This is a genomic window from Prevotella sp. tf2-5 (assembly GCF_900115435.1).
Classification (GTDB): Bacteria; Bacteroidota; Bacteroidia; order Bacteroidales; family Bacteroidaceae; genus Prevotella.
This window is the reverse complement of record NZ_FOWK01000005.1, coordinates 38715-63171: the sequence shown is the minus strand read 5'-3', so window position 1 is coordinate 63171 and position 24457 is coordinate 38715. Positions and strand designations below refer to the sequence as shown.

Here is a 24457-nt window from a genome sequence, read left to right as displayed (position 1 = left end):
GATGAGAAAAATCATCTTGGTAGCACTCACCCTTATGGTGGGTGCTACTTTCAATAGTGTAAAGGCACAGCAGTTAAATACCCGTATCGACTCGCTGAGTTATTTCGTCGGTATGGCACAGACACAGGGACTGCTAGACTACCTGAAGAACCGCCAGCATATGGATATCGACTGTATGGACGACTTCATACTGGGACTTCGTGAGGCGTTTGCCAGTAGTAGTGACCATCACAAAGCAGCGTATTTTATGGGTACGCAGATTGGTCAGCAGATAGCCAACCAGATGCTGCCGGGTATCAATAAGGAGATCTATGGCAACGACTCCACCAAGAGTATCTCCACAGACCTCTTTTTGTCAGGCTTTATCAGTGGTACCAATGGAAGAGGTGGACTGGTGACGGTAAAGGAGGCTAATGAGAAAGCCCAGACCCTCATGAAAGAAGTGAAGACGGAGCAGGCACTGCTCAAATACGGTGACAACAAGAAGGCCGGTGAGGATTTCCTCAAGACGAATGCCAAGAAGAAGGACGTGAAGACTCTGCCGTGTGGTGTCCAGTATAAGGTTCTGAAAGAAGGCAAGGGAGCACTTCCTACATCCTCGCAGAAAGTGAAGGTCAACTATGAGGGGCGTACTGTCGACGGACATGTCTTCGACAGCTCCTATCAGCGTGGTCAACCTACAGAGTTCCGTTGCAACCAAGTCATTAAAGGATGGACGGAGGCACTTACCCACATGCCTCTCGGTTCAGAGTGGGAGGTGTATATCCCCTATGAACTTGCCTATGGTGAAAATGGTGCTGGCAATGATATCAAGCCGTTCTCGATGCTCATCTTCAAAATAGAACTTTTGGAGATTATAGATAAATAAAAAACAAGGAGAGCAGACAAAAATCTGCTCTTTTTGTTTAAAATACTGCAAATTTATTGTCAAAATGTTGCTCATATCGATAAAAATACCTACTTTTGCTTACAGTTTGTAAACAAAGACCTTATTTTTAATATGGCAACAACAGAAAAAATTGATCAGCTCGACAAGAAAATCCTGAATATTCTGTCGAAAAACGCACGCATCCCTTTCAAGGATGTAGCAGCAGAATGTGGTGTGTCACGTGCCGCCATACATCAGCGAGTACAGCATTTGATAGAAGCTAATGTGATTATGGGTAGTGGGTTCGATGTCAATCCTAAGAGTCTGGGATACAGCACCTGTACCTATGTGGGTATAACGTTGGAGCGTGGTTCTATGTACAAGGATGTGGTAGACTGTCTCCAGCATATCCCTGAGATTGTGGAATGTCATTTCACCACAGGACCATACACTATGATGGTGAAACTGTATGCCCGTGACAATGAACAACTGATGCATCTGCTCAATGGTCGTCTGCAAGATATTCCTGGTGTTGTCGCTACAGAGACCTTGATCTCTTTGGAACAGAGTATCAAACGTGAGATACCTGTTAGTATAAGTGAATAGACTATGAATCCATTTGATTGGCAGTCGCAATTGGCTCAACGAGTGTATGCGACATTTCCTGAGGCAACAAAACGTCCTGTTATTGGTATCACAGGTAATTATGGTGACCTGACCAGTAAACTGGCAGAAGGTTATTATAAGTCTGTCGTTAAAGCAGGAGGTGTACCTGTTATTATTCCACCTGTTGCTGATACAGATGTGATCATCAATACGCTGGAGAATATTGATGCTCTGATACTCAGTGGCGGTGGTGACTATGACCCCCGTTATGCGAATGAAGAGCCTGATCCCAAACTGGGAGAGATCAACGAGGAGCGTGACCTTCCAGAGTTGTTTATTACCCGTCTTGCCTATAACCGTCAGATCCCGATGCTGGGCATCTGTCGTGGTATCCAGACCCTTGCTATGGCATTGGACGGAAAGGTCAAACAGGACATCACGGATATCGCCACTATTAACCATTCCCAGACGGAGGAACGTAGTGTGGCGACCCATCCGGTACTCTTAGAGAAAGACTCTATCCTCTCCCAGCTCTATCCAGAGGTCACAGACCAGAGTCCTCTCCGCGTCAACTCCTTCCACCATCAGGCTGTATGTGACTGTGGAAAACGTTTCCGTGTCACAGCGAAGTCAGAGGATGGTATCATCGAGGCAATGGAGAGTACGGAGTTCAAAGCCATCATGGGTGTGCAGTGGCATCCTGAGTGTCTTGCTGACGGACTGCCTGTTTTTGAGTGGCTCATCCATGAGGCAGCGTTGTTCCGTGAGGCTTGCAGCCTTCATGACGAAATGGTGACGCTTGACTCCCATTGTGATACCCCGATGTTCTTCCCCCAGAATATTGATTTCAGCAGTCGTGACGAACGGATACTTGTTGATTTGCATAAGATGACGGAGGGGCGTCTGGATGCTACCATCATGGTAGCCTACCTTCCTCAGCCTACAGAGAATCCTACAGCCTATGCTGATCAGATTTTCGACAAGATAGAAGAGATTGTCGAGCAGCATAAGGAAGATCTGACTATTTCAAGAAATCCTTTGGAGATTTTATATAATAAGTCTGCTCATAAAAAGACCATCATGTTGGGCATAGAGAACGGTATAGCCCTTGATGGCAACCTGGACAACCTGAAGCATTTTGCAGATCGTGGTATTGTGTATATGACGCTTTGTCACAATGGCGACAACGACATCTGTGACTCCGCAAAAGGTAACCAGACGCATAATGGCGTCAGCAAGTTTGGTGAGAAAGTCATCAAGAAGATGAACAAGTTGGGTATTGTGGTGGATCTTAGCCATGCTTCCGAGAAAAGTTTCTATGACGCCCTGAAGATGAGCAAATATCCTATTGTGTGCAGCCATAGCAACTGTCGTGCCCTCTGCGACCATCCCCGTAACCTCACAGACGACCAGATGCGTGCTCTTGCTGAGAAGGGTGGTGTCATGCAAATAACGCTCTATCATGGTTTCCTGCGTTCTGATGGAGAGGCAACCGTTGAGGATGCCATTGCCCATCTGGAACATGCTATTGAGATCATGGGTATTGACCATGTCGGAATAGGTAGTGACTTCGATGGCGATGGTGGTATTCGCGGCTTTGCCAACGCTTCTGAGGTCATCAACTTCACACGTCTGTTGCTGAAACGAGGCTATTCAGATGCGGAAATCAAGAAAATATGGGGAATGAATTTCCGCCGTGTGATAGTAGAAGCCCAATCTGCTAATAAGAAACTATGGTAACATATAACATAGAGAATGTCCGTTTCCCGAATATCAAACGTCGGGAGACGACCGCCTGGATTCGTCGGGTAGCAGCCACCTATGGGAAGAAAGTGGGAGAGGTGGGCTACCTCTTCTGTGATGATGAGCATATCCTGGAGGTCAACAGGCAGTACCTGGGCCACGACTATTATACGGATATCATCACTTTCGACTATGACGAGGGTGATGTGCTCAATGGTGATCTCGTTATCTCACTGGATACTGTACGCTCCAATGCCGAGCTCTTTCATAAGGAGTATGATGAGGAATTGCATCGTGTCATCATTCATGGTATCCTTCACCTTTGTGGAATCAACGACAAGGGTCCTGGGGAGCGTGAAATGATGGAGGCAGCAGAGAACAAAGCTCTCGCTATGCGTTAGAAAGTGACTGGATATATTGCCAAAGCTGTCGATAGAACGGATGACGGGTCAAGGTGGCAACATCCCCGAGGATAATGACTTTCATGCGGGCTCTGGTTATGGCGACGTTCATACGACGAAGGTCACGCAAGAAGCCTATCTGTCCGTCGTCATTCGAGCGTACCATGGAGAGGACGATGATATCTCGCTCTTGTCCTTGGAAACCGTCCACGGTATTGATACTGATCTGGCGACGGAAGGGCTTGAAGAACTCACGTTTCATCAACAACCGACGGAGGTATTGTACTTGGGCACGATAGGGTGAGATGATCCCCACATCGATACGCTCATCCAATAGGCGTTGTTTACTGATACGCTCGAAATACTGTTGGAGGGTATTGAGGGTCAGTTCTGCCTCGTCTTTGTTGATACGTCCGAACGACTCCCCGATGAAGGTTTCTTTGAAGGATTTATCAGAGTACTCTGAGTACTCCGAGTTCTCTGAGGGATTAACCCATTCCATTGCTACATCGAGGTCGAGGATGCCGCGATACTTTACATTCGGGGCACTCTCTACCTGTCCGTCATAGAAATAGTTCGAAGAGAAACGCATAATATCGTCGTTCATACGATACTGCATCTTCAACAAGGTAACGACCTCTGGTTTCATCTCCACGATACGCTCCATGAGGGTCTTGTCGAGTCCTGCCTTCAGGGCAGCGATGCTCTTGACGGTGGGAGGCAACTGACAATGGTCACCTGCAAGGATGACACGACTGACACGGCGAATAGGAATCCAACAGGCAGCCTCTAAAGCTTGTGCTGCCTCGTCGATAAACAAGGTGCCGTATTTCTGTCCGTCCAACAGGCGGTTGGCGGCTCCTACCAAGGTACAGGCGATGACTCGTGCCTCTCCGAATAATTCGTTGTTGATGCGAATCTCCAGCTCTGTGGCTCTGCCTTTCAGACTCTCCAGCTTCTGATGGAATTTCTCATCCCCTCGTTTACGATGGGCTCGCAGTTCCCGGATAGCCTTGCGGATCGCCCACAGATGGGGGTAGTCAGGATGCGCCTCGAAGCGTCGCTCATAGGTAAATGACAGCATCTTGTCGTTGACACGGGTAGGGTTGCCAATACGTAACACATTGATACCTCTGTCAACCAGTTTCTCAGAGATCCAGTCGACAGCCATATTACTCTGTGCACATACCAGCACCTGACTCTCACGCATCAGTGTCTCACGGATGGCTTCTACGAGGGTTGTCGTCTTACCAGTACCAGGAGGACCATGGACGATGGCGACATCCTTAGCCCTCAATACCATATTGACAGCATCTTCCTGTGTCTGGTTCAGATAAGGAAAATGCATGGGAGGAAAGACAAAAGTCTCTGCCTTCTGATGGGTGTAGAAGAGGTCACGTAGATAGCCCAAACGACTTTTTCCCTTGATGGCACGGTCGAGGGCTTCCATCATGAGTCGATAAGAAGTCTCGTCGAAGGATAGCTGCACCCCCAAGTTCTGTGTGTTCTGCAGAGTGACCAGGTATCCGTTGTTGGGGATGATACACACCATACGGTCTCCATCCACATAGCTGACAGTAGCCGTAAAGGGGAGGTATTTGATCTTGTTGTCCTCACAGGAGAAGAACATGACGGTCTTTCCGAACTCGAAAGTATGTTCTATCTCCTGATCGGAAGTGCGGATCACCTCAACGGCGAGTTGGTTCAACGAGTTATAATAACTCTTGTCGACCTTCAGGGGATACCATGCATCCCCCCTTTTTACCTTTCGTTGCACACCCATCTCCTCGGTCTGCTTGCGGAAAGTCTCTTTTTCCGTCTGGTACTCCAGCTCGAGCAGCAGCCGTTGTTGTTGTAACGCCTGTATGGGTGATGCTTGTTGTGACATTAGCTCTTGATAATCTTCATCGTATGGATATGCCCCTTGGTATCTGTGACCTTCATGATGTAAATGCCATGTGACTGCATCTGACGGACCTGTTTGCCATCCGTGGTGAAGAACTCACGTTTGGCGACCTCGATATTGTCTTCGCTCCAAACAGAAGGGATGCTAGTGGGCTCTCCTGTCACAGCGACATAGAACTTCTGTGTCCATGTAGTCTCATTGTCATTAACAGTGACATTGACGATACCCACGCCACCATTTCCTTTTGCCTGAACAGAGACGACAGAGCCAGTTATAGAGGGTGTAAAGAGACTGCTCTCGGCAGCAACGCTGTAGGTGGGTGTTCCTTTATCGTAGTTGTCGTTCTGTCCATAGAATCCGGCAAAGAAAGGCTTCACATCAAGTTCCTTGGTGGCATTCGGCTCTACGATGATATAGGGATGTGCCATGAATTCCAGATAGTCTTCCAAGAGCGTCCAGCCGTCATTGTCAGGGTCATCATTCTGGTTGGCGGTATTAGGATCGCTGCCAACAGCCTTCTCATACCAGTCGGGCATACCATCCTGGTCAGTATCCCAGTCGGCAGCACGTTTTTCCTCAGGATAAGCCTCCCAGCCGCCTGTGTGTTCTGTGATGTCCGCCTCGTTGTCTATCTCTCCCTTGATACCAGACTTCGAGCCTTTGTATGTCCAGGTACCGCTCAGCGTCTCTTTAATATTACGCTGGTGGTGCTCGTCACGCTGAGGCATCGTGGCACCTGCATAGCTGGTGACAATCTTCATCGCTTCTTTGGCGCTGTGGATAGTGGCATAGGAGGGGAACAGGGGTGTGTTCACCACATAGTCATAGGTGGTGGGGATATTACCTGTGGCATTATAGGTATCGTTTTTCTTATCAGTAGTCTGCGAGTGGTTTTTATTCTCGCGGATATTACCGTTGATATATGCCTGGTCAGTACCGGCAGGGTTGATGGCATCCTCGAAATCCTGGGTGAAGAGCGTCTTCCTACTGGTGTCTGCGCCCATCTTATAGTAGTTACCCACGAAGTTCACCATGTGACAATTACCATCAGTGGTGCGGTTTTTCCAGTTGTAACATACATTATTGAAGAGGTCCAGTCCGCCAATGGGGATGTTATTGGCATCCATACCGCCGCCCATACTCCAGTTACGACCGTTACAGTTGACGAGGAGGTTATGATGCCACGAGCCGATCTGTCCGTCAATCGTTGCCGCATAGCCATGATTGGTGCCGTCGGGGTAGTTCTTATGACCAGCGATACCTAATGCCTCAGAGATCACGGAATACTGGAAAGAGATATTCTTGGCGCCACGTCCGCTGACCGTCTCATCGGTTCCCCAGGCTGCCGTACAATGGTCGACAATAGCATGGTTGGCACCACTCATACCCATGGCGTTACCTGTGTTCTCGCCATAGATACCCAGTCCGCGCTTGAAGCGGATATGACGTGCGATGACATCAGAGCCGATATTGATATTGGATGCTTTGATACAGATACCCTTGCCTGGTGCTGTCTGTCCGGCGATATAGGCATAGGGCTTGGTGAAATAAGACTCGAAGTCGAGTTCGATGATACCACTGACATCAAACACGATGTAACGAGGCTCGTCGATATTCACCAAACCATAAAGCAACGAGCCTGGAGTGTCCTTGTCACCGCTGAGGTTAGTGACATGATAGACGATGCCGCCGCGTCCACCTTGTGCGTAGCGTCCATAGCCCTCTGCCTCAGGGAAGGCAAGTTGACGGGGGCGGAACGACCATACCAGTCCTTTATGTACCGTTCCATTACTCTCCACCTCGTCGACACGCCAATAGTAATAGTTCTTTGAGACCAGCTGGATGGCGGTGTATTCCGTTTCTGTCCCTTCGTAAATCGGTGATGTGGCATTCTCCACCTCACTCTCATTGGTGCCGAGGAACAGGCGGTGCTTTGTCGCCGTTGGTCCTGCCGTCCATTTCAAGGTGCAGGAACCCTGGTCGGCATCGACATGATAGTCGCGATTGGTGGGGACTGGGTCTTGTGACACAAAAGGTGATGAGTCAAAGAGCAGACCGTTCAGCATGACATTCGTGGTCTGGTAAGTCTTGCCCGTCTCTACGATAGTCGTATACTTGATGTATACCACATCTCCTTCTTTAATGTTGAAGTCGACGTAGGAGAAAGGGGCATCAGCCATCTTCAGGTTTTCTACCGGGTTCTTGACGTTGGCAAAGTCAACGTCATTCTGTTTGACAACATACTCGCCCTCGTTGATTTTCAGTTCTACCTTGATTTTCGGCATATCACCAGACTTGGCATCTTTCCATACATGGTATGCCATAGCGGTATGGCTGCCTGCCGTCATCCCTTTGACCTTGATCTCAATAGAGGTAGGGGTATTGGTACTTGTCGGCGTGTTGTCACCGTCAGCAATGAAAGCCACCACACCATCTCCTAATAAGCGCAGTCCTGTCTGCTCAGTATCTCTTCCCTTGTTACAGGTGTTCTTGTTCCATTGGTCTCTCAGGACATCAGCATTTCCTGTTGCCGAGATGGTGATTTCCATCCCATTGTCGAAAGACATGGATGAGGAGGCGGCTTTAGGAATTTTCCATTCAATATAGCCTGGTTCATGTGTCTGTGCCTCTTGTGCGTTGCTGAAACTGAAATCGATTCGTTGTGCCATCATCGTGAAGGCACATCCTGTCAACATGATTGTTAATAGTAGTTTTTTCATTTGCTTTAGTTTTAGTTTTCTGCTGCAAAGGTACGAAAAAGTTTATAGTTTATAGTTTAAAGTTTATAGTTTTTTGTATTTTTGCACAACAATGAAGTTACACCCCTTACATACTGACATTCAGAAACCGGAACGGTTTACTTATCCTTTCTGCTATGAGCCACATCCGTTGTGCCAGTTGGCAGCGAAAGAGGTGCAGGCGTATATCGCCAGTCATGCGGAGATTAAGGAAGATGCGGATAAAGGAAAGATGTTCGGGGTATTGGTAGTGGATACGTCAGAGGGGGTCTCCTTCCTTGCCGCCTATAGCGGATTGCTGGCAGGACGTAACGACTGGGACTATTTCGTGCCTCCTGTCTATGATGCCCAGCAGCCTGACGGTTATTTCAAAACGAAGGAACGCGAGATATCTCAAACATCAGCCATCAAACATCAAACATCAAAACAGATGTCCCAAGACTTACAGTTGTGGCTGTTCCATCAATATCAGCTGCTGAATGCACGAGGAGAGACGAAAGATTTGGTGGATATCTGGCAAGACTATTACGACCGTCCCAAATTACGGAAAAAATTCCCACTGCCTCCAGGTGGCACAGGAGACTGTTGTGCCCCCAAACTTTTGCAGTATGCCTATCAGCAACACCTGAGACCCGTCTGTATGGCAGAGTTCTGGTGGGGACAGTCTACCAAAGAGGAGTTGCGGCAGCATCTGAACTACTATCCTGCCTGTCGAGGGAAATGCAAGCCCATCCTCACGTGGATGTTACAAGGACTTGATGTTGATGTGAACCCAGAGACGCTGGGCTTTCCACATTTAGAAGTCAAGACAATCTATGAGGACGATGCCCTCTTGGTGGTAGACAAACCCTCAGGGATGCTGAGTATACCAGGAAGGGTAGAGGAGTATAGCGTGGAGACCATCATGCGACAGCGTTATCCGGATTCATACATCGCCCATCGGTTGGATATGTGGACGTCAGGGCTGCTTATCGTGGCGAAGTCGTTGGAGGTCTATCGCTCCCTACAGGAGCAGTTCATCAAACATCAGGTGCGGAAGAGATATGTGGCGAAGCTTGAGCAAATGAGCAATGAGAAATTAGAAATGAGAAATGAAAATGAGGAAATGAAGAAATGGAAAAGAGGAACTATCTCGTTGCCGCTCCGTCCTGACCCGATGAATCGTCCGCGCCAAGTCGTCGACTTGGAACACGGTAAGCGGGCAGTGACCGATTACGAATTTATCAGTCCTGATATAATTGCCCTCTATCCTCAGACAGGACGTACCCATCAGTTGCGCATCCATTGCGCTCATCCTGAAGGACTTGGCAGCCCCATCAAGGGTGACGAGCTCTACGGCACGAAAGCCGATCGTCTGTATCTGCATGCCGAACAGATATGGTTCCGTCATCCTGTCACTGGTGAGGACATGCATCTGATATCGCCCGCTCCCTTCTTATAATTAGGACACAGAAAAAGCCCCACCAAAAAGGTGAGGCTTTTGTCTTATCATAGCCTCCCCTCAACAGGGGAGGTTGGAGGGATCTCGTTATTTCTTATTCAATGCGAGGTCGATAGCTACGGCGATAGCAACGGTAGCACCTACCATCGGGTTGTTACCGATACCGAGGAAGCCCATCATCTCTACGTGAGCAGGAACAGAAGAAGAACCTGCGAACTGAGCGTCAGAGTGCATACGACCCATCGTGTCAGTCATACCATAAGAGGCAGGACCTGCAGCCATGTTATCTGGGTGCAGGGTACGACCCGTACCACCACCGGAGGCTACTGAGAAGTAAGGCTTGCCAGCGAGGGTGCGCTCCTTCTTATAGGTACCTGCAACGGGGTGCTGGAAACGGGTGGGGTTAGTAGAGTTACCCGTGATGGATACGTCTACGTTCTCTTTCCACAGGATGGCAACACCTTCACGGACATCGTCAGCACCATAGCACTTTACCTTCAGACGGCTGGGGTTGTTGCCATAAGGAACCTCCTTGACAACCTTCAGCTCAGAGGTGAAGTAGTCGAACTGAGTCTGTACGTATGTGAAACCATTGATACGGCTGATGATCTGGGCAGCATCCTTTCCAAGACCGTTCAGGATGACGCGGAGAGGCTTCTGGCGGACCTTGTTAGCCATCTCGGCAATCTTGATAGCACCCTCAGCAGCAGCGAAAGACTCGTGACCTGCCAGGAAGGCGAAGCACTCTGTCTCCTCACGGAGCAGACGGGCAGCGAGGTTACCGTGTCCGATACCTACCTTACGATCGTCAGCAACACTTCCGGGGATACAGAAACTTTGCAGACCGATACCGATAGCCTCGGCAGCGTCAGCGGCATTCTTCACACCCTTCTTGATAGCGATAGCGGCACCACAAACGTATGCCCACTTAGCGTTCTCGAAACAGATACGCTGAGTCTCCTCACACATCAGATAGGGGTCAACACCTGCCTTGTCGCAGATCTCGTTAGCCTCCTCAATACTATTAATACCATTCTCTTTCAGAGCAGCAAGAACCTGATTGATACGGCGCTCTTGACTCTCAAACTGTACTTTTCTAATCATCGTCGTATCCTCCTTTATTCTTTACGTGGATCAATAGCCTTTACTGCACCCTGCTCCTCTGTCGTACGACCGTAAGAGCCGGTGAACTTCTTCACTGCCTCGTTGGCATCCATGCCGTTCTTGATAGCTTCCATCATCTTGCCGAGGTGTACATACTCGTAACCGCATACCTCATTGTTGGCATCGAGGAACTGCTTGGTGATGTAACCCTCAGTGAGTTCCAGATAACGGGTACCCTTAGCCATCGTGCCATAGAGCGTACCAGTCTGTGAGCGGAGTCCCTTACCGAGATCCTCCAGACCAGCACCGATAGCCAGACCGCCCTCAGAGAAGGCACTCTGTGTACGTCCATAGACGATCTGCAGGAACAGCTCACGCATAGCGGTGTTGATAGCGTCACATACCAGGTCGGTGTTCAGCGCCTCCAACAAGGTCTTGCCGGGCAGAATCTCACTTGCCATAGCGGCAGAGTGGGTCATACCGGTGCAACCGATGGTCTCCACCAGTGCCTCCTGGATGATACCGTCCTTCACGTTGAGGCTCAGCTTACAAGCACCCTGCTGAGGTGCACACCAGCCGATACCATGTGTGTAACCTGAGATGTCTTTGATCTCCTTTGCCTGAATCCATTTGCCCTCCTCGGGGATAGGAGCAGGTCCATGGTAAGCGCCTTTGCAGACACTACACATGTTTTTCACTTCCGTTGAATAAATCATTGTTATTTCTAATTAGAATTAAATAAATGTATCTATATTTTGCAAAATTACGTTGATAATTTCAACTATCCAAACCGAAAACCACCTATTTAAGAACAATTAACAGAGAAAAATACCTATTATTTGTGATGTTACTAGAATCTTCGTAACTTTGTCATGTGAAAATGTCAAAAGTAGATATGAATGATTTAGAGCACCGGGTAGCTCGTGCCGTAGAGAATTTTATGGCAGGGTACGGGTGTTGTCAGAGTGTGGTGGCTGCCTTTGCCGACCTGTACGGGTTGGATGAGGAGATGGCAAAACGGATTGCGGCAGGCTTCGGCGGTGGTGTCGGTAGGATGCGGATGATGTGTGGTGCCGTGTCGGGCATCGTGATCCTCGTCGGACTGGATTGTGGACAGACGGAGGGCAGTGACCGGGAGGGCAAGTCGGCATGTTATAAGGTCGTCCAGGAATTACTCGCTAAGTCCAAGGAGGCGAACGGCAGTCTGATCTGTGCGGAGATCCTGGGGCTGAAAGGGGTGGAGAAGGCGGTGTCGAGTTATGTGGCTTCTCCCCGTACCGCTGAATACTACAAGACACGTCCCTGTGCCGCCAAGGTGGAGAGTGCGGCACGTATTTTTGCCGACTATCTGAGGCAGAAATACCTCCCCTGACTTGATGTTTGTCAAGAAGATGGCAGATAGTGGGAAAAAATGCATAAAACGTTTGCTGTGTTCGCACACAATCACTACCTTTGCACTGTCAAAAGACAAAAGGTTGTTTTTCAGGAACACAAAAAGAGAGATTGTTTCAGGTATTAATTTAAAAAGGTTAGGATTATGATTATTTTGAATTATGTAGTACTTTCGCTCGCAAAGAAAACTATTTCAATGATCAAGAAATAAGCTGCGAGCTTTGATTTAGACAATTAGGAAAATTGAGAGAATAGACAAAATCCCTGTGAGTCGGATGACCCGCAGGGCTTTTTTAATTACTAATTTTTCAACCTCTCCCTGCATTCCTCCAGAATGCGGAGGAGCTCCTCGACCTTCTCGGCACGGAGCATGGCGATACGCGTCTGTCGGAAGTCGGGAATACCCTTAAAGACAGGTGAGGCAGCCAGATGGCGGCGCGTATGTAAGATACCCCGATACTCATCTATCCGCTCCACGTTGATACGCAGCTGTTCCTCCAACACGTCAATCTTCTCATCCAGTGTCAGCTCCTTCCGACTGAATATCCACGGACAGCCGAATGTCGCACGTCCGATCATCACCGCATCCACCCCATACGTGTCGAAGGCACGGTCAGCATCCTCCAGCGACTTGATATCCCCATTGCCGATGATAGGGATATGGATGCGAGGGTTGCGTTTCACCTCCCCGATCAGCGTCCAGTCCGCATTCCCCGTGTACATCTGGGCACGGGTCCTGCCATGGATCGTCAGCGCCTGGATGCCACAGTCCTGCAACTGCTCCGCCAGGTCGGTGATGACCAACTGCTCCGCGTTCCAACCCAGGCGCGTCTTCGCCGTCACAGGCAGTTTCACGGCATCCACCACCTTGCGTGTGATCTCCAGCATCTTCGGGATATTCTGCAGCATACCGGCACCGGCGCCCTTGCCAGCCACCTTCTTCACCGGGCATCCGAAATTCAGGTCGATGACATCAGGACCCGCCTGTTCCACGATCTTCGCAGCCTCCACCATCGCCTCCACGTCCCTGCCGTAGATCTGTATACCCACAGGACGCTCCTCGTCGGCGATCGTCAGTTTCTGGATGGTCGACTTCACATCCCGCACCAGTGCCTCCGCCGATACGAACTCCGTATAGACCATGGCAGCCCCGAACCGCTTGCATAACATGCGGAACCCGATATCCGTCACGTCCTCCATCGGTGCCAGGAACACCGGACGCTCCCCCAATTCTATATTTCCTATTTTCATACTTCTTACATCTTACATCTTACATCATACATCACACATCATACATCATACATCAAATGATACGTTCCTCCCGCCATAGCCCTCACGATTCCCTTCATCTCCAACTGGAAGAGGACAGCCGTCAAGGTACCCACAGCGATATTCGTCTGCACACTGATGAAGTTCATTTGCAAGTCATTCGTCTTCCGCAGCACAGCCACCACCCGTTTCTCCTCCTCCGTGAGTTCCGGGAACAGTTCCCCCTCCGACATCTTACCTCTTACATCATCCATCTCACATCTCACATTCCATCCCATCGCCTCCACGAAGTCCTTTGCCGACGTGATGAGAGCCGCCGTGTTATTCCGGATCATACGGTTACACCCCTCCGAGAACGGCATCCCCACCGCCCCGGGGAAGGCAAACACGTCACGCCCGTACTCCTGGGCGATACGACAGGTGATCAGCCCACCCCCCTTATAAGCACTCTCTATGAGGATGGTGGCATCCGACATCCCTGCCACGATACGGTTCCGTTGTCGGAAATTGTTAGGCAGTGCCTGTGTCCCGCTCATATACTCCGTCAGCAGTCCCCCATGCCGTACCATCTCCGCCGCCGTGTCCCTATGGTGATGCGGATAGATCTGGTCCAGTCCGTGGGCAAGCACCCCTACCGTCTCATAGCCGTTCTCCAGTGCCTGCCGGTGCGCATGGATATCCACACCATAGGCAAGACCACTGACAATCAGCACGTCAGGACACAGCTGTCGCAGGTCACCGACGAAGCGTCGTATCAAGTCCTGACCGTACGACGTACACTGTCGCGTCCCCACGATATTGATGACCCGTTGCCGGTTCAGATCCGCCGTTCCCTTATAATATAATATAATAGGTGCGTCAGGACACTCCCTCAGCCGGGCAGGGTAGTCCCTGTCATTCATCGTCAGCACCCGTATGCCGTTCCTCTCGACGAAAGTCCGCTCCGCCTCCGCCCTTTGCAGCGCCTCGTCCCAGGGGGACCGCTGCCTCGTCTGTTCATAGACAGCCTTACCGCCCCCCATTTCCCGGTACATCTGCACCGCCGCTGGCAGGCTCACCCCCGCCAGCCGTGACAGCGCCATCGAGTAGAGAATCTCCTCGTTGTCAGTTATCTGCATCTGATATTCCTGAATTTCCAGCTACTTGAAGGTTCCACGAGTTCAAACTCCTCAGCAGTGACGGGCAGAGCTGGGAAAATCAAGGCGAAGCGCAGTTTCTGGTACGGCCATGGTATCTCCGTCACCACCGGAGCCACCGATACATTCTCCACCCCGCGCAGGCGCAGTTTGTCGCCGCCCTTGCTTCTGATGTAAGTGTCCGACTTGATATAGAGCTGGTCGTTAGGCATATCCGCCTCACATTCCAATTCAATACGCGTCTCCGTGTCCGAGCAGCTCACGCGTACGATCCTCGTTTGAGTATTATCCTTCTTACCCTTGCTGATAGGGTTCTGCAAGGAGAAGCGATAGCGAGAGTAGTCAGGAAGAATCGTCGACTTGTTGTTGAGCACGCTGGGACCCTCCTCCGTACGTCCAGCCTTCTCATAGAGACTGTTGATTTTCAGCGTGAGGCTCTTCTGGTCCGTATAGCCGTAGTCACAGTTCAGTTTGGCAGCCTCCTCGAACTTGTCGAGAGCGTCCGCCCATTTCTCTTCCGCCTCCAGTTTCTTGGCGTCATCATAAGCACTTGCGAAAGTAGGCTGATACTGAGCCTTCTCCCGTTCAAAGATCTCCATAGCCTTCTTACGCTCCGACGAGGCGATAATAGAGCCCAAGATACCAATACCGCCGCTAACGGCTTGAGTCGTGTTCCAGTTCGTCCACTGTGCGTTCGTTTGCATGGCAATTCCCGCCATGAGAATCATCATTAAGATTTTCTTCATCATGATAGTTATTAAAATTGTTATGTTATTATAGATTACTCTAACCTCTAACCCTTAACCCTTCATCTCTAACCTCTAACCTCTAACCTTTAACCTTTATGTATGGTTCAAACGCCCTGTTATAGTCCTCGCTCTCCCCCAGTCGTCCGTTGATCAGACAGACCAGCATGATTTTCCCTTTGAAGCATATCGCCTCATCCGAGGCACGGTAGATATCCTGGTGGAAGATATACTTAAACCCATCCTTCTCCAGCCACAGACGAGAGATAAACTCATCGTCACAGCGAAGCGGAGCCTTATATTGCAATTCCATGCGAGCCACGACGGCATCCACCCCTTTCTCATGCATCTCAGCGAAGCTCAGTCCGCAATGTTTGAGGAACAAGTGTCTGGTATGTTCCGTATAATGCAGGTAATTCGCGTTATTCACTATCCCCTCGATGTCGCACTCATAGTCGCGCACCTCCATCCTCGCTTCAAAAATGTATTTGCTCATAATGTATTTATTTCTTTGTTTTTTTGAGATATTCATATCCGATGCGACAACGCAGGCACTCCTTTTTGTCGCAGTATTCTTTTTTTAGTTGTATAAGAGCCTGTGAATCACCAGCATTCTTTACAGTTAGCCCACATTCTTTCCAAAGTCGGATAATGTAATTGTTTTCAGCCTTAAGTTGTTCTAGAAAATCAAAAGCACGGTTGCATAGGGCTTCTTTGGCAGAATGTCGTCCATATGCAAAGAGCATAGGGATACAGGTGTTGATCATCAACAAATTCATAGAGAATGGTGACAAATTCTTTTCGTTGAGGTCACTGATTGACCCAAATGTATAGTGGGTCTCCCAATATGGTGTCACTTTTGTACTCAATAGGCTTTGCAAAGAAAATAAATCCTTGCATTCTACGAGTTGCGACAGCCCCGTTTTACGCTCATAATAAAGGTTGGCGAGTTGTGACAATCGGATATGTGGGAAATTTTGGGGACGTAGTCGTAGAAATTTCCATCGTTTATAATCCATAGGACACAATGAGAATTTGTGGGCAAGATAAAGATATTCATTGCGCAGTTTTGCATAATATCCTTCGTTCAAAGCTTCTTGCTGATAACGCTCGGGAATCGCATTGATATCCAACAACCCAGCCTGACCCATGAAGACAGCTTCTATTTGGAACAGTTTATCCCGATGGTGTGCAATAGCGGAGAAGGGGATGTGAGTTGCCCATTCCTCAAAAGTGTCACCGTTAATGCCAAAACCATAATTACGGGCAAGAGTTAAGAAATAGGCATTTTCCCACGAGCCATTCATCCGTTTGACACGTCGTATGATTGCTTCTGTTTTCTGTTCCAACCGTTCTGTTTGCAGTGCCGCCATCCATGCGTGGATGTTTAATGTTGTCAAGTCAGGGATAATCTGGTAACAAGGTGGATATTGGTCAGTACGTAGCAGTTCTTCGTAATTCTCCCTGATAGTAGAAGGCACTTCTAATACCATCTGTGGGATATATTGCCCTGCGGTGTTCGTCACTTCTACATCAGGTTTTCCAGTTACATGCAGCACAACATTGTCGTATGCTTGATCCTTGTCATGACCATGCAAAAACCAGTCGCTTGATTTGTCGTGAATCTCCACATTACCTACCCAGAGAGTATGGTTAATTTTCACTTTAGCATTGAAGAAGTCAGGACCACTGTTGTGGTTGTGTAGTCCTGGGTCAATTACTTCGACGGGCTTGCCGTCCGTTGTTTTAAGTTCGACTAATGGAAACAATTTATGTTTCCATACGTAATGTAATAGTTGTTCCATACCTATTTATATTTCATTTCCTGTATAGAGTTGATAATATTTCCCTTTTTGTTGTAGGAGTTGCTCATGGGTGCCCTGCTCGATGATGCGCCCGTGGTCGAGGACGATGATCTGGTCGGCATTACGGACGGTGGAGAGGCGGTGGGCGATGACAAAGGTGGTGCGCCCCTGCATGATGGTGTCCATGCCTCGTTGTACCACCTGCTCGGTACGGGTGTCGATACTGGAGGTTGCCTCGTCGAGAATGAGGACGGGGGGATTGGCTACGGCAGCACGGGTGATGGCAAGGAGCTGGCGCTCTCCTTGGCTGAGGTTGCCTCCGTCGCCGCTGAGGGGTGTGTGATAGCCGTTGGGGAGTCGGCGGATGAAGTCGTCGGCACCGACCATCTGGGCTGCCTTGACGCATTCCTCATCGGTGGCGTCGAGCTTGCCGTAACGGATATTGTCGAGGACGGTGCCTGTGAAGAGGTGGGTCTCCTGGAGGACGATGCTCATGCCCTTGCGCAGTGACTCTTTACGGATATCGGTGATGGGGATGCCGTCATAGAGGATATGACCGCCTTGTATCTCGTAGAAACGGTTGATGAGGTTGATGATGGTGGTCTTACCGGCTCCTGTGCCTCCCACGAAGGCGATCTTCTGCCCGGGGTTGGTGTTGATGTCGATATCGAAGAGTACTTGTTTCCCGGGGATATAACTGAAGTCCACGTCTTTGAAGTCTACATCGCCCTGGGGGGCTGTCAGGTCAACGGTACCGTTATCTATCTCGGGTTCGGCATCGCCTAAGGCAAAGACGCGCTCTGCTCCTACGGAGGCGTTGAGTACGCTGTTGATCTGCTGGCTGACTTGTGAGATGGGACGGGTGAAGTTCTTGTTGAGTTGGAGGAAAGCGACGACCGTGCCGAGGGAGATGTATGATGTGAGATGTGAGATGTATGATGTATGATGTGAGATGTGAGGGGTGTGGAGGGCGAGGAGGGCTCCGACGACGGCGAGGAGGACGAAGCCGAAGTTGCTGATGCCGCCATTGACGGGCATGACGATATTCGCGATGCGGTTGGCGTGGCAGGCGGAGGTGCGTAGCTGTTCGTTGATGACTTCGAAGTCACGGATGGCTTGCTCCTCATGACAGAAGATCTTCACGACTTTCTGTCCTGTCATCATCTCCTCGATGAAGCCGTTAACATGGGCGAGGCGTTGCTGCTGGGTGCGGAAGAACGTACGGGAGCGCTTGCCAAGCTGGGAGGTGGCGACCATCATCACTACCGCCATCAGGATGCTCACCAGTGTCAGGGGGATGCTCATGACGACCATGGAGGTGAAGGTGGCGACGATGGTGATGAGGGAAGAGAGGACCTGTGCCATCGCCGTGGATATCATCTGTCGCAGGGAGTCGACATCATTGGTATAGACGGACATGATGTCTCCATGGGAACGCTGGTCGAAATAGCTGACGGGCAGTCGCTGCATCTTCTCGAAGATGATCTTACGGAGGCGGAGCATCGTGCCCTGGCTCACATGAATCATCAGACGGTTATAGGCATAGGAACAGACGGTACCGAAGAAAAGGATGAGTCCTAACATAAACAGGGTCTGTGCCAGCGAGGCATATTCGGGGTTAGCCACCTGTGTCAACGGTACGATATAGTCGTCGATGAGTGTCTTGGTAAACAGGGAGGAGACGAGGGATGTCAGGGAGGAGACGAACACACACGCCAGGACCAGGACTACAGACCATTTATAGTGTCTGAAGACGAAGGAGAACATACGCAACAGCACGTCACGCTTCACCTCTCCCTTAGGCATCGAAATCGCCGATGTTCTCTGTCTGAATTGCATTGATTTCTTGATATAACGTATTCGTCTTTAACAGGTTGTCATGGGTATCGAAGCCCGTCACGACACCATTGTCCAGGACAAGGATGCGGTCACAGTCTCTCACGCTGAGGATGCGCTGGGCGATGATGATCTTCGTCATCTCAGGCAGTTGGTGGTGGATCGCCTCCCGTATCTTCGCGTCCGTCGCCGTGTCGCAGGCAGAGGTGGAGTCGTCGAGTACCAGTATCTTCGGGTGTTTCAACAGGGCACGGGCAATGCAGAGACGTTGCTTCTGTCCGCCACTGACATTCGTGCCGCCTTGTTCTATCCGGGTATCATAACCTTCAGGCATCTGACTGACAAACTCGTCAGCCTGTGCCATCTGACAAGCATAGCAACACTCCTCCAAGGTGGCATCAGGGTTACCCCAACGCAGGTTGTCAAGGACGGTACCGCTGAACAGGATATTTTGTTGTAGCACCACCGACACGGCATGACGCAAGGCTGTGAGGTCGTAGTCTTTCACGTTATGTCCTCCCACGCAGACCTCTCCCTCCCTGGGGTCGTAGAGGCGGCTGATGAGGTTGACGAGGGTTGACTTACCGGAACCTGTTCCACCAATCACACCGATGGTCTCGCCGCTCTTGATGCTGAAGGTGATGTTATAGAGGGCGCTGCGCTTGTGTGGGAGTAAGGGAGAGACCTTTGACCTTTGGCCTTCGTCCTTTGACTGATAATCGAACCTCACCCCACGGAACTCGATGCTGCCGTCTGGTACCGTCGTGATACCGTTGGCGGGGTTGACGATGTCAGGCTCTTCCTCGATGATCTCCGCTACCCGCTTGGCAGAGGCGGCACTCTGGGTGAGCATCACAAAGACCATGGAGAGCATCATCAGCGACATCAGGATAGACATGACATAGGTGAACAGGGATGTCAGCTCTCCCGTCGTCAGCGTTCCCTCTACGATATAATGCGCTCCCAACCATGAGAGGGCAATGATACAACCATATACCACCATGTTCATGATGGGGTGGTTCCATGCCATCAGACTCTCTGCCTTCACATAGAGCTTATAGAGATTCTCGGCAGCCTTGGCAAATTTCGCATTCTCATAGTCTTCGCGGACAAAAGCCTTCACCAGTCGGATGCCCGTGATATTCTCCTGTACGCTCTGGTTCAGGTCGTCGTATTTCACGAACACCTGTTGGAATAGTCTTGCCACGCGTGATATGATATGGTATAAGGAGAAGCTCAGGATCACCAATGCTATCAGGAAGATGAGCGACAGACGGGCGTCGATGACAAGACACATCAGGATAGACAACAACAGCTTAAAGGGAGCGCGCACACTGATACCCATGATCTGTTGGAAGGCACTCTGCAAGGCGTTCACATCCGTCGTCATACGGGTGACGAGACCTGAGGTGGCGTATTTGTCGATATCCGAGAACGCCATCCGCTGGATATTCCGATACATCGCAGATCGCAGGTTAGCGGCAAAGCCTGTGGCGGCGTAGGCAGAACAACGCCCCCCGAGGATACCGAAGACAAGGCTCAGCAGTGCCATACCCATCATGACAGCACCATAGAAATAGACACTCTCCATATCCCCGGCATTGATACCCTTGTCGATGAGCGAGGCAGTGACATAAGGTATCAGCACGTCCATCAATACCTCCAAAGCCGTGAAGGCGGGGGTGAGTAGTGATGCTGTACGGTATTGCCGAATTTGTTGATAGAGAGTCTTAATCACTTCCTTTTAGGTTATGGATGGCAAAGTTACGAAAAAACGAGAGAAATGCCAAAAGAAATTATTCTTTTTTACAGATATTCCATCAGCACATCCCAGACGGCGATGATGTGGCAGAGGCTGCCGGCAAGGACAAAGAAATGGAAGACGGAGTGCATGTAACGCTTCCGGTGGAGGGTATAGAAGGCGGCACCGGTGATATAGGCGACACCCTCGGCGATGAGCCATATCACGGCGGCAGTGGAGACCGTGTTGAGGAGCGGTTTGAAGGCGACGAGGATGCTCAGTCCCATGCCGATGAAACAGAACGTCTCGATGTTAGAGTGCTCCTTGAGTTTGACGAAGCTGATGATGGTGCCGGCAAGGGCACAGGTCCATACGAAGATGAAAAGGCTCCATCCCCAGTTGATGGTTAGTTGAGAGTTGACAACTGACAGTTGACAGTTTTGTTGGAGCAGGGCGATCAGCGTCAGGGGAGAGTAGGAGCCTGCGATATGCCAGTAGATAGCGGCATGATCCCATTTACGCAACCGCTCCTTCCATTTCGAGCGTCGGGGCAGGGTGTGGTAGATGGTTGACGCCGCATAGGAGCCTAACATCCCGAAGAGGTAGAGACAGACACCCAGGCGTGCCCAGGGGTTGTCGCCCTTGAACGCCATGACGAGGAATATGATGCCGAAGGTGACCCCCATGAGGATGCCGCCAGCATGGCTCCATGCGTTCCATAGTTCTTCCTTATGTGTGTATCTGATTGCCATGGGCTGCGAAATTACGAAAAAAATATGAAAATAACCGCAAAGTTGACTATTTTTATGATTGGGAGAATTAAAAAACCTAAAATATGGGGTTTTTTACTTTCTTCTTTGTATCTTTGCAGCAATTAGTAGCTAAACAATACTTATTAATAACATTGAACAACATGAAAAATGTACCTGAAATGAAGGTTGGAATTGTCGCCGTCAGCCGCGACTGTTTCCCCGAGTCACTGGCAGTAAACCGCCGCAAGGCATTGGTAGCCAAGTATGTAGAGAAATTCGGCGCTGCCGATATCTATGAGTGTCCTATTACTATCGTAGAGAGTGAGATTCACGCACAGCAGGCACTGGCAGACGTACAGAAAGCTGGATGTAACGCATTGTGTGTCTTCCTGGGCAACTTCGGTCCAGAGATCTCCGAGACCATGATTGCCGACTGGTTCCAGGGTCCTACGATGTTCTGCGCTGCCGCCGAGGAGACACAGAACGACCTGATTGACGGACGTGGTGACGCCTACTGCGGTATGCTGAATGCCAGCCAGGCGCTGTCCCTCCGCAAGACCCGCGCCTATATCCCCGAGGAACCTGTAGGCGACGCAGAAGCATGTGCAGAGATGATCCATGAGTTTATTCCTATCGCCCGTGCCATCGTCGGTCTGCAGAACCTGAAGATTATCAGCTTCGGTCCTCGTCCAAACAACTTCCTGGCTTGTAACGCTCCTATCCGTGCCCTCTATGATCTCGACGTGGAGATCGAGGAGAACTCAGAGCTCGACTTGCTGGAGGCTTTCCAGAAGCATGCCGGCGACCCACGCATCGACGATGTCGTGAAGGATATGGCTGCAGAGCTGGGTACTGGTAACAAGATTCCCCAGGTACTTCCTAAACTCGCACAATACGAACTGACACTGACAGACTGGATCGAGGCTCATAAGGGCTCTCGTAAGTATGTGGCTATGGCGAACAAGTGCTGGCCTGCTTTCCAGACCATGTTCGGTTTCGTTCCCTGCTATGTCAACAGCCGTCTGACAGGTCGTGGCATCCCCGTAGCTTGTGAGGTGGACATCTATGGTGCCCTCTCTGAGTTCATTGGAACCTGCATCACACAGGATGCTGTTACCCTGCTTGACATCAATAACTCCGTACCTAAGGATATGTACGAGGAGAGCATCAAGGGTAAAAAATTCGAGTGCGACAGCTACACAGACAAGGAGATCTTCATGGGCTTCCACTGTGGTAACACAGCATCCTCTAAGGTCTGCAACTGTCAGATGTGCTTCCAGCGCATCATGGCACGTGCCCTGCCTGTAGAGGTGACCAACGGTACGCTGGAGGGTGACCTGAAGCCAGGAAAGGCAACCGTCTATCGCCTGCAGTCAACAGCTGACACGAAGTTGCGCGCTTACATCGCCCAGGGCGAGATCCTGCCAGTAGCCACACGCTCATTCGGTAGTATCGGTACCTTCGGTATCAAGAATATGAGCCGCTTCTACCGTCACGTGCTCATCGAGAAGCACTACCCACACCACGCTGCCGTCATGTTCGAGCATGCTGGTAAGTATCTGTGGGAGGTTCTCAAGTACATGGGTATCCCCGTTGAGGAGATTGACTACAACTTCCCGAAGGGTGACTATTATCCCACAGAGAATCCTTTTGCATAAACGAAGGATCAACATAGTGACTCAGGGCTTCCCTGAGTCACTTTTTTATCGATGACGTATGATGAACGACACCACCCGGCAGTTTATCCATGACCACCGTCTGGAGGATGTCCGACAACTCGCTCTCAAAGGAAAGGGGGCGGCAGAGGTTGACATGCCCTTTGCCCTGCGTCAGATAGCAGGGTGGCAGACTGCCAGGACGAAACTGCCGTCATGGGCTGCCGTCGATGGTATCATCTATCCTCCGCATCTGAACATGGAGCAATGCTCTAGTGAGGCGACGGCGAGATATAAGGAAAGCCTTGTCTCCCGAGATTCCGGGATTCCGAAATCCCATCAGGTATTCCTTGATTTGACAGGCGGCTTTGGTGTTGACTTCTCCTTGATGTCACGTCCCTGTTCCCAACGGATCTATGTCGAGCGCGACCCAGTGCTTTGTGAGATTGCCCGGCACAATTTCCAGATGCTGGAACTGGAGGCGGAGGTGGTGTGCGACGATGCTGCGTCCTATCTCACGACGATGTCCCATGCCGATGTGATATTCCTTGATCCGGCACGCAGAGACGAGCATGGGGGGCGCACCTATGATATCAAAGACTGCACTCCCAATGTCATTGAACTGCTGCCCCTTCTGAAAGAGAAGGCAGGCACCATCATCCTGAAACTATCGCCTATGCTCGACTGGCATAAGGCGGTGGAGGACCTCGGAGGAGTATCAGAGGTCCATATCGTCAGTGTTGACAACGAGTGTAAAGAGCTCCTGCTGGTCGTATCCTCAGTCCCTCCCCTTGAGGGAGAGGAGAGTATGGCAGTTCATTGTGTCAATCTTCAGAGCAAGGAAAAGGATCAGTATTTCAGTTTCTCCTATGGCAGAGCCTGCCCCCCTCCCTCAAAGGTAGAGGTTACGAATGGAACTTCTTTCCTCTTCGAGCCCAATGCCAGTATCATGAAGGCAGGATGTTTCCAAGTCCTTGCCCACCAATATGAGGTGCAACAGGCAGCCGTCCATTCCCATCTCTTCCTTTCCGACCATGATGTCAGCGATTTCCCAGGCAGGAGGTTCCGTGTGGAGGTGATGACGACGATGAACAAGCAGGAGTTGAGGAAAGCCCTGACAGGTATCGAGAGGGCGAATGTCGCAGTACGTAACTTCCCCATGACGGCAGAGACGCTGCGTAAGAAACTGAAGCTCAAGGACGGTGGAGACATGTTCATTTTCGGAACAACCCTGTCGGATGCCACCCATCTGTTGTTTATTTGCCGTAAAATAGGTTAAATCTTTGCGTATTTCTCTGTTTTTTCGTATCTTTGCCAA

At 50.2% G+C, this 24457-nt stretch carries 20 protein-coding genes; 8 read left to right on the top strand and 12 right to left on the bottom strand.

Features of this window, described 5'->3' with window-relative positions:
• Position 1: 1 nt before the first annotated feature.
• The 4 genes from BM257_RS06770 to ybeY all read left to right on the top strand — a co-directional run bounded on the left by BM257_RS06770 (position 2) and on the right by ybeY (position 3618).
• Positions 2-868 carry an FKBP-type peptidyl-prolyl cis-trans isomerase gene (locus BM257_RS06770; RefSeq protein WP_092070122.1) on the top strand — a complete coding sequence of 289 codons (867 nt, stop codon included), beginning with the start codon at positions 2-4 and terminating at the stop codon, positions 866-868.
• Positions 869-1000: 132 nt separating this feature from the next.
• Positions 1001-1474, top strand: a complete 474-nt coding sequence (locus BM257_RS06765) for an Lrp/AsnC family transcriptional regulator (RefSeq protein ID WP_092070119.1) — start codon at positions 1001-1003, stop codon at positions 1472-1474.
• Between the two features lie 3 nt (positions 1475-1477).
• On the top strand, positions 1478-3214 hold the full coding sequence (locus BM257_RS06760) for a membrane dipeptidase (protein WP_092070117.1): 1737 nt from the start codon (positions 1478-1480) through the stop codon (positions 3212-3214).
• Positions 3208-3618, top strand: a complete 411-nt coding sequence (gene ybeY / locus BM257_RS06755; protein WP_092070114.1) for an rRNA maturation RNase YbeY — start codon at positions 3208-3210, stop codon at positions 3616-3618. Before BM257_RS06760 ends, ybeY begins: the two co-directional genes overlap by 7 nt.
• Here ybeY and BM257_RS06750 read toward each other — a convergent pair.
• Entirely contained in the window at positions 3608-5506 is a 1899-nt protein-coding gene (locus BM257_RS06750; RefSeq protein WP_092070111.1) for an AAA domain-containing protein, read from the bottom strand. The genes ybeY and BM257_RS06750 overlap by 11 nt on opposite strands.
• Positions 5506-8244: a hypothetical protein gene (locus BM257_RS06745; protein ID WP_092070108.1), complete on the bottom strand. Its 2739-nt coding sequence runs from the start codon at positions 8242-8244 to the stop codon at positions 5506-5508. The genes BM257_RS06750 and BM257_RS06745 overlap by 1 nt, the downstream gene beginning before the upstream one ends.
• A gap of 91 nt (positions 8245-8335) precedes the next feature.
• On the opposite strand from BM257_RS06745, the gene BM257_RS06740 reads away from it, so the two are divergent.
• Positions 8336-9703, top strand: a complete 1368-nt coding sequence (locus BM257_RS06740; RefSeq protein WP_092070106.1) for an RluA family pseudouridine synthase — start codon at positions 8336-8338, stop codon at positions 9701-9703.
• An 87-nt stretch (positions 9704-9790) separates the two neighbouring features.
• Here BM257_RS06740 and BM257_RS06735 read toward each other — a convergent pair whose 3' ends face one another.
• Together BM257_RS06735 and BM257_RS06730 are read right to left on the bottom strand one after the other, a co-directional pair.
• The gene (locus BM257_RS06735) at positions 9791-10807 is read right to left on the bottom strand and encodes a GGGtGRT protein (protein WP_092070103.1); all 1017 of its coding nucleotides are present in this window, start codon (positions 10805-10807) and stop codon (positions 9791-9793) included.
• A gap of 14 nt (positions 10808-10821) precedes the next feature.
• Positions 10822-11523 (bottom strand): iron-sulfur cluster assembly scaffold protein, encoded by a 702-nt coding sequence (locus BM257_RS06730; protein ID WP_092070100.1) that lies wholly within the window; start codon positions 11521-11523, stop codon positions 10822-10824.
• Between the two features lie 179 nt (positions 11524-11702).
• Between BM257_RS06730 and BM257_RS06725 the strand changes: the two genes are divergently transcribed.
• The gene (locus BM257_RS06725; protein WP_255405606.1) at positions 11703-12179 is read left to right on the top strand and encodes a C-GCAxxG-C-C family protein; all 477 of its coding nucleotides are present in this window, start codon (positions 11703-11705) and stop codon (positions 12177-12179) included.
• Between the two features lie 320 nt (positions 12180-12499).
• Here BM257_RS06725 and dusB read toward each other — a convergent pair whose 3' ends face one another.
• The 8 genes from dusB to BM257_RS06685 form a co-directional block, all read right to left on the bottom strand.
• The gene (gene dusB, locus BM257_RS06720) at positions 12500-13450 is read right to left on the bottom strand and encodes a tRNA dihydrouridine synthase DusB (protein ID WP_092070093.1); all 951 of its coding nucleotides are present in this window, start codon (positions 13448-13450) and stop codon (positions 12500-12502) included.
• 38 nt (positions 13451-13488) lie between these two features.
• Positions 13489-14586 carry a DNA-processing protein DprA gene (gene dprA / locus BM257_RS06715; protein ID WP_092070091.1) on the bottom strand — a complete coding sequence of 366 codons (1098 nt, stop codon included), beginning with the start codon at positions 14584-14586 and terminating at the stop codon, positions 13489-13491.
• Positions 14577-15353: a hypothetical protein gene (locus tag BM257_RS06710; RefSeq protein ID WP_092070088.1), complete on the bottom strand. Its 777-nt coding sequence runs from the start codon at positions 15351-15353 to the stop codon at positions 14577-14579. The genes dprA and BM257_RS06710 overlap by 10 nt, the downstream gene beginning before the upstream one ends.
• A gap of 79 nt (positions 15354-15432) precedes the next feature.
• Positions 15433-15846 carry an acyl-CoA thioesterase gene (locus tag BM257_RS06705; RefSeq protein ID WP_092070085.1) on the bottom strand — a complete coding sequence of 138 codons (414 nt, stop codon included), beginning with the start codon at positions 15844-15846 and terminating at the stop codon, positions 15433-15435.
• A gap of 7 nt (positions 15847-15853) precedes the next feature.
• The gene (locus BM257_RS06700; protein ID WP_092070082.1) at positions 15854-17155 is read right to left on the bottom strand and encodes a DUF2851 family protein; all 1302 of its coding nucleotides are present in this window, start codon (positions 17153-17155) and stop codon (positions 15854-15856) included.
• A gap of 6 nt (positions 17156-17161) precedes the next feature.
• Positions 17162-18994: an ABC transporter ATP-binding protein gene (locus BM257_RS06695; protein WP_218154497.1), complete on the bottom strand. Its 1833-nt coding sequence runs from the start codon at positions 18992-18994 to the stop codon at positions 17162-17164.
• Complete coding sequence (locus BM257_RS06690) at positions 18954-20729, bottom strand: ABC transporter ATP-binding protein (protein ID WP_092070079.1); 1776 nt, start codon at positions 20727-20729, stop codon at positions 18954-18956. The genes BM257_RS06695 and BM257_RS06690 overlap by 41 nt, the downstream gene beginning before the upstream one ends.
• Positions 20730-20797: 68 nt before the next feature.
• Entirely contained in the window at positions 20798-21484 is a 687-nt protein-coding gene (locus BM257_RS06685) for a PAQR family membrane homeostasis protein TrhA (RefSeq protein WP_092070076.1), read from the bottom strand.
• Positions 21485-21645: 161 nt separating this feature from the next.
• Between BM257_RS06685 and BM257_RS06680 the strand changes: the two genes are divergently transcribed.
• Both BM257_RS06680 and BM257_RS06675 read left to right on the top strand, forming a co-directional pair.
• Complete coding sequence (locus tag BM257_RS06680) at positions 21646-23142, top strand: L-fucose/L-arabinose isomerase family protein (protein ID WP_092070528.1); 1497 nt, start codon at positions 21646-21648, stop codon at positions 23140-23142.
• Positions 23143-23200: 58 nt separating this feature from the next.
• Positions 23201-24418, top strand: a complete 1218-nt coding sequence (locus BM257_RS06675; protein WP_218154496.1) for a class I SAM-dependent methyltransferase — start codon at positions 23201-23203, stop codon at positions 24416-24418.
• Positions 24419-24457 lie beyond the last annotated feature (39 nt).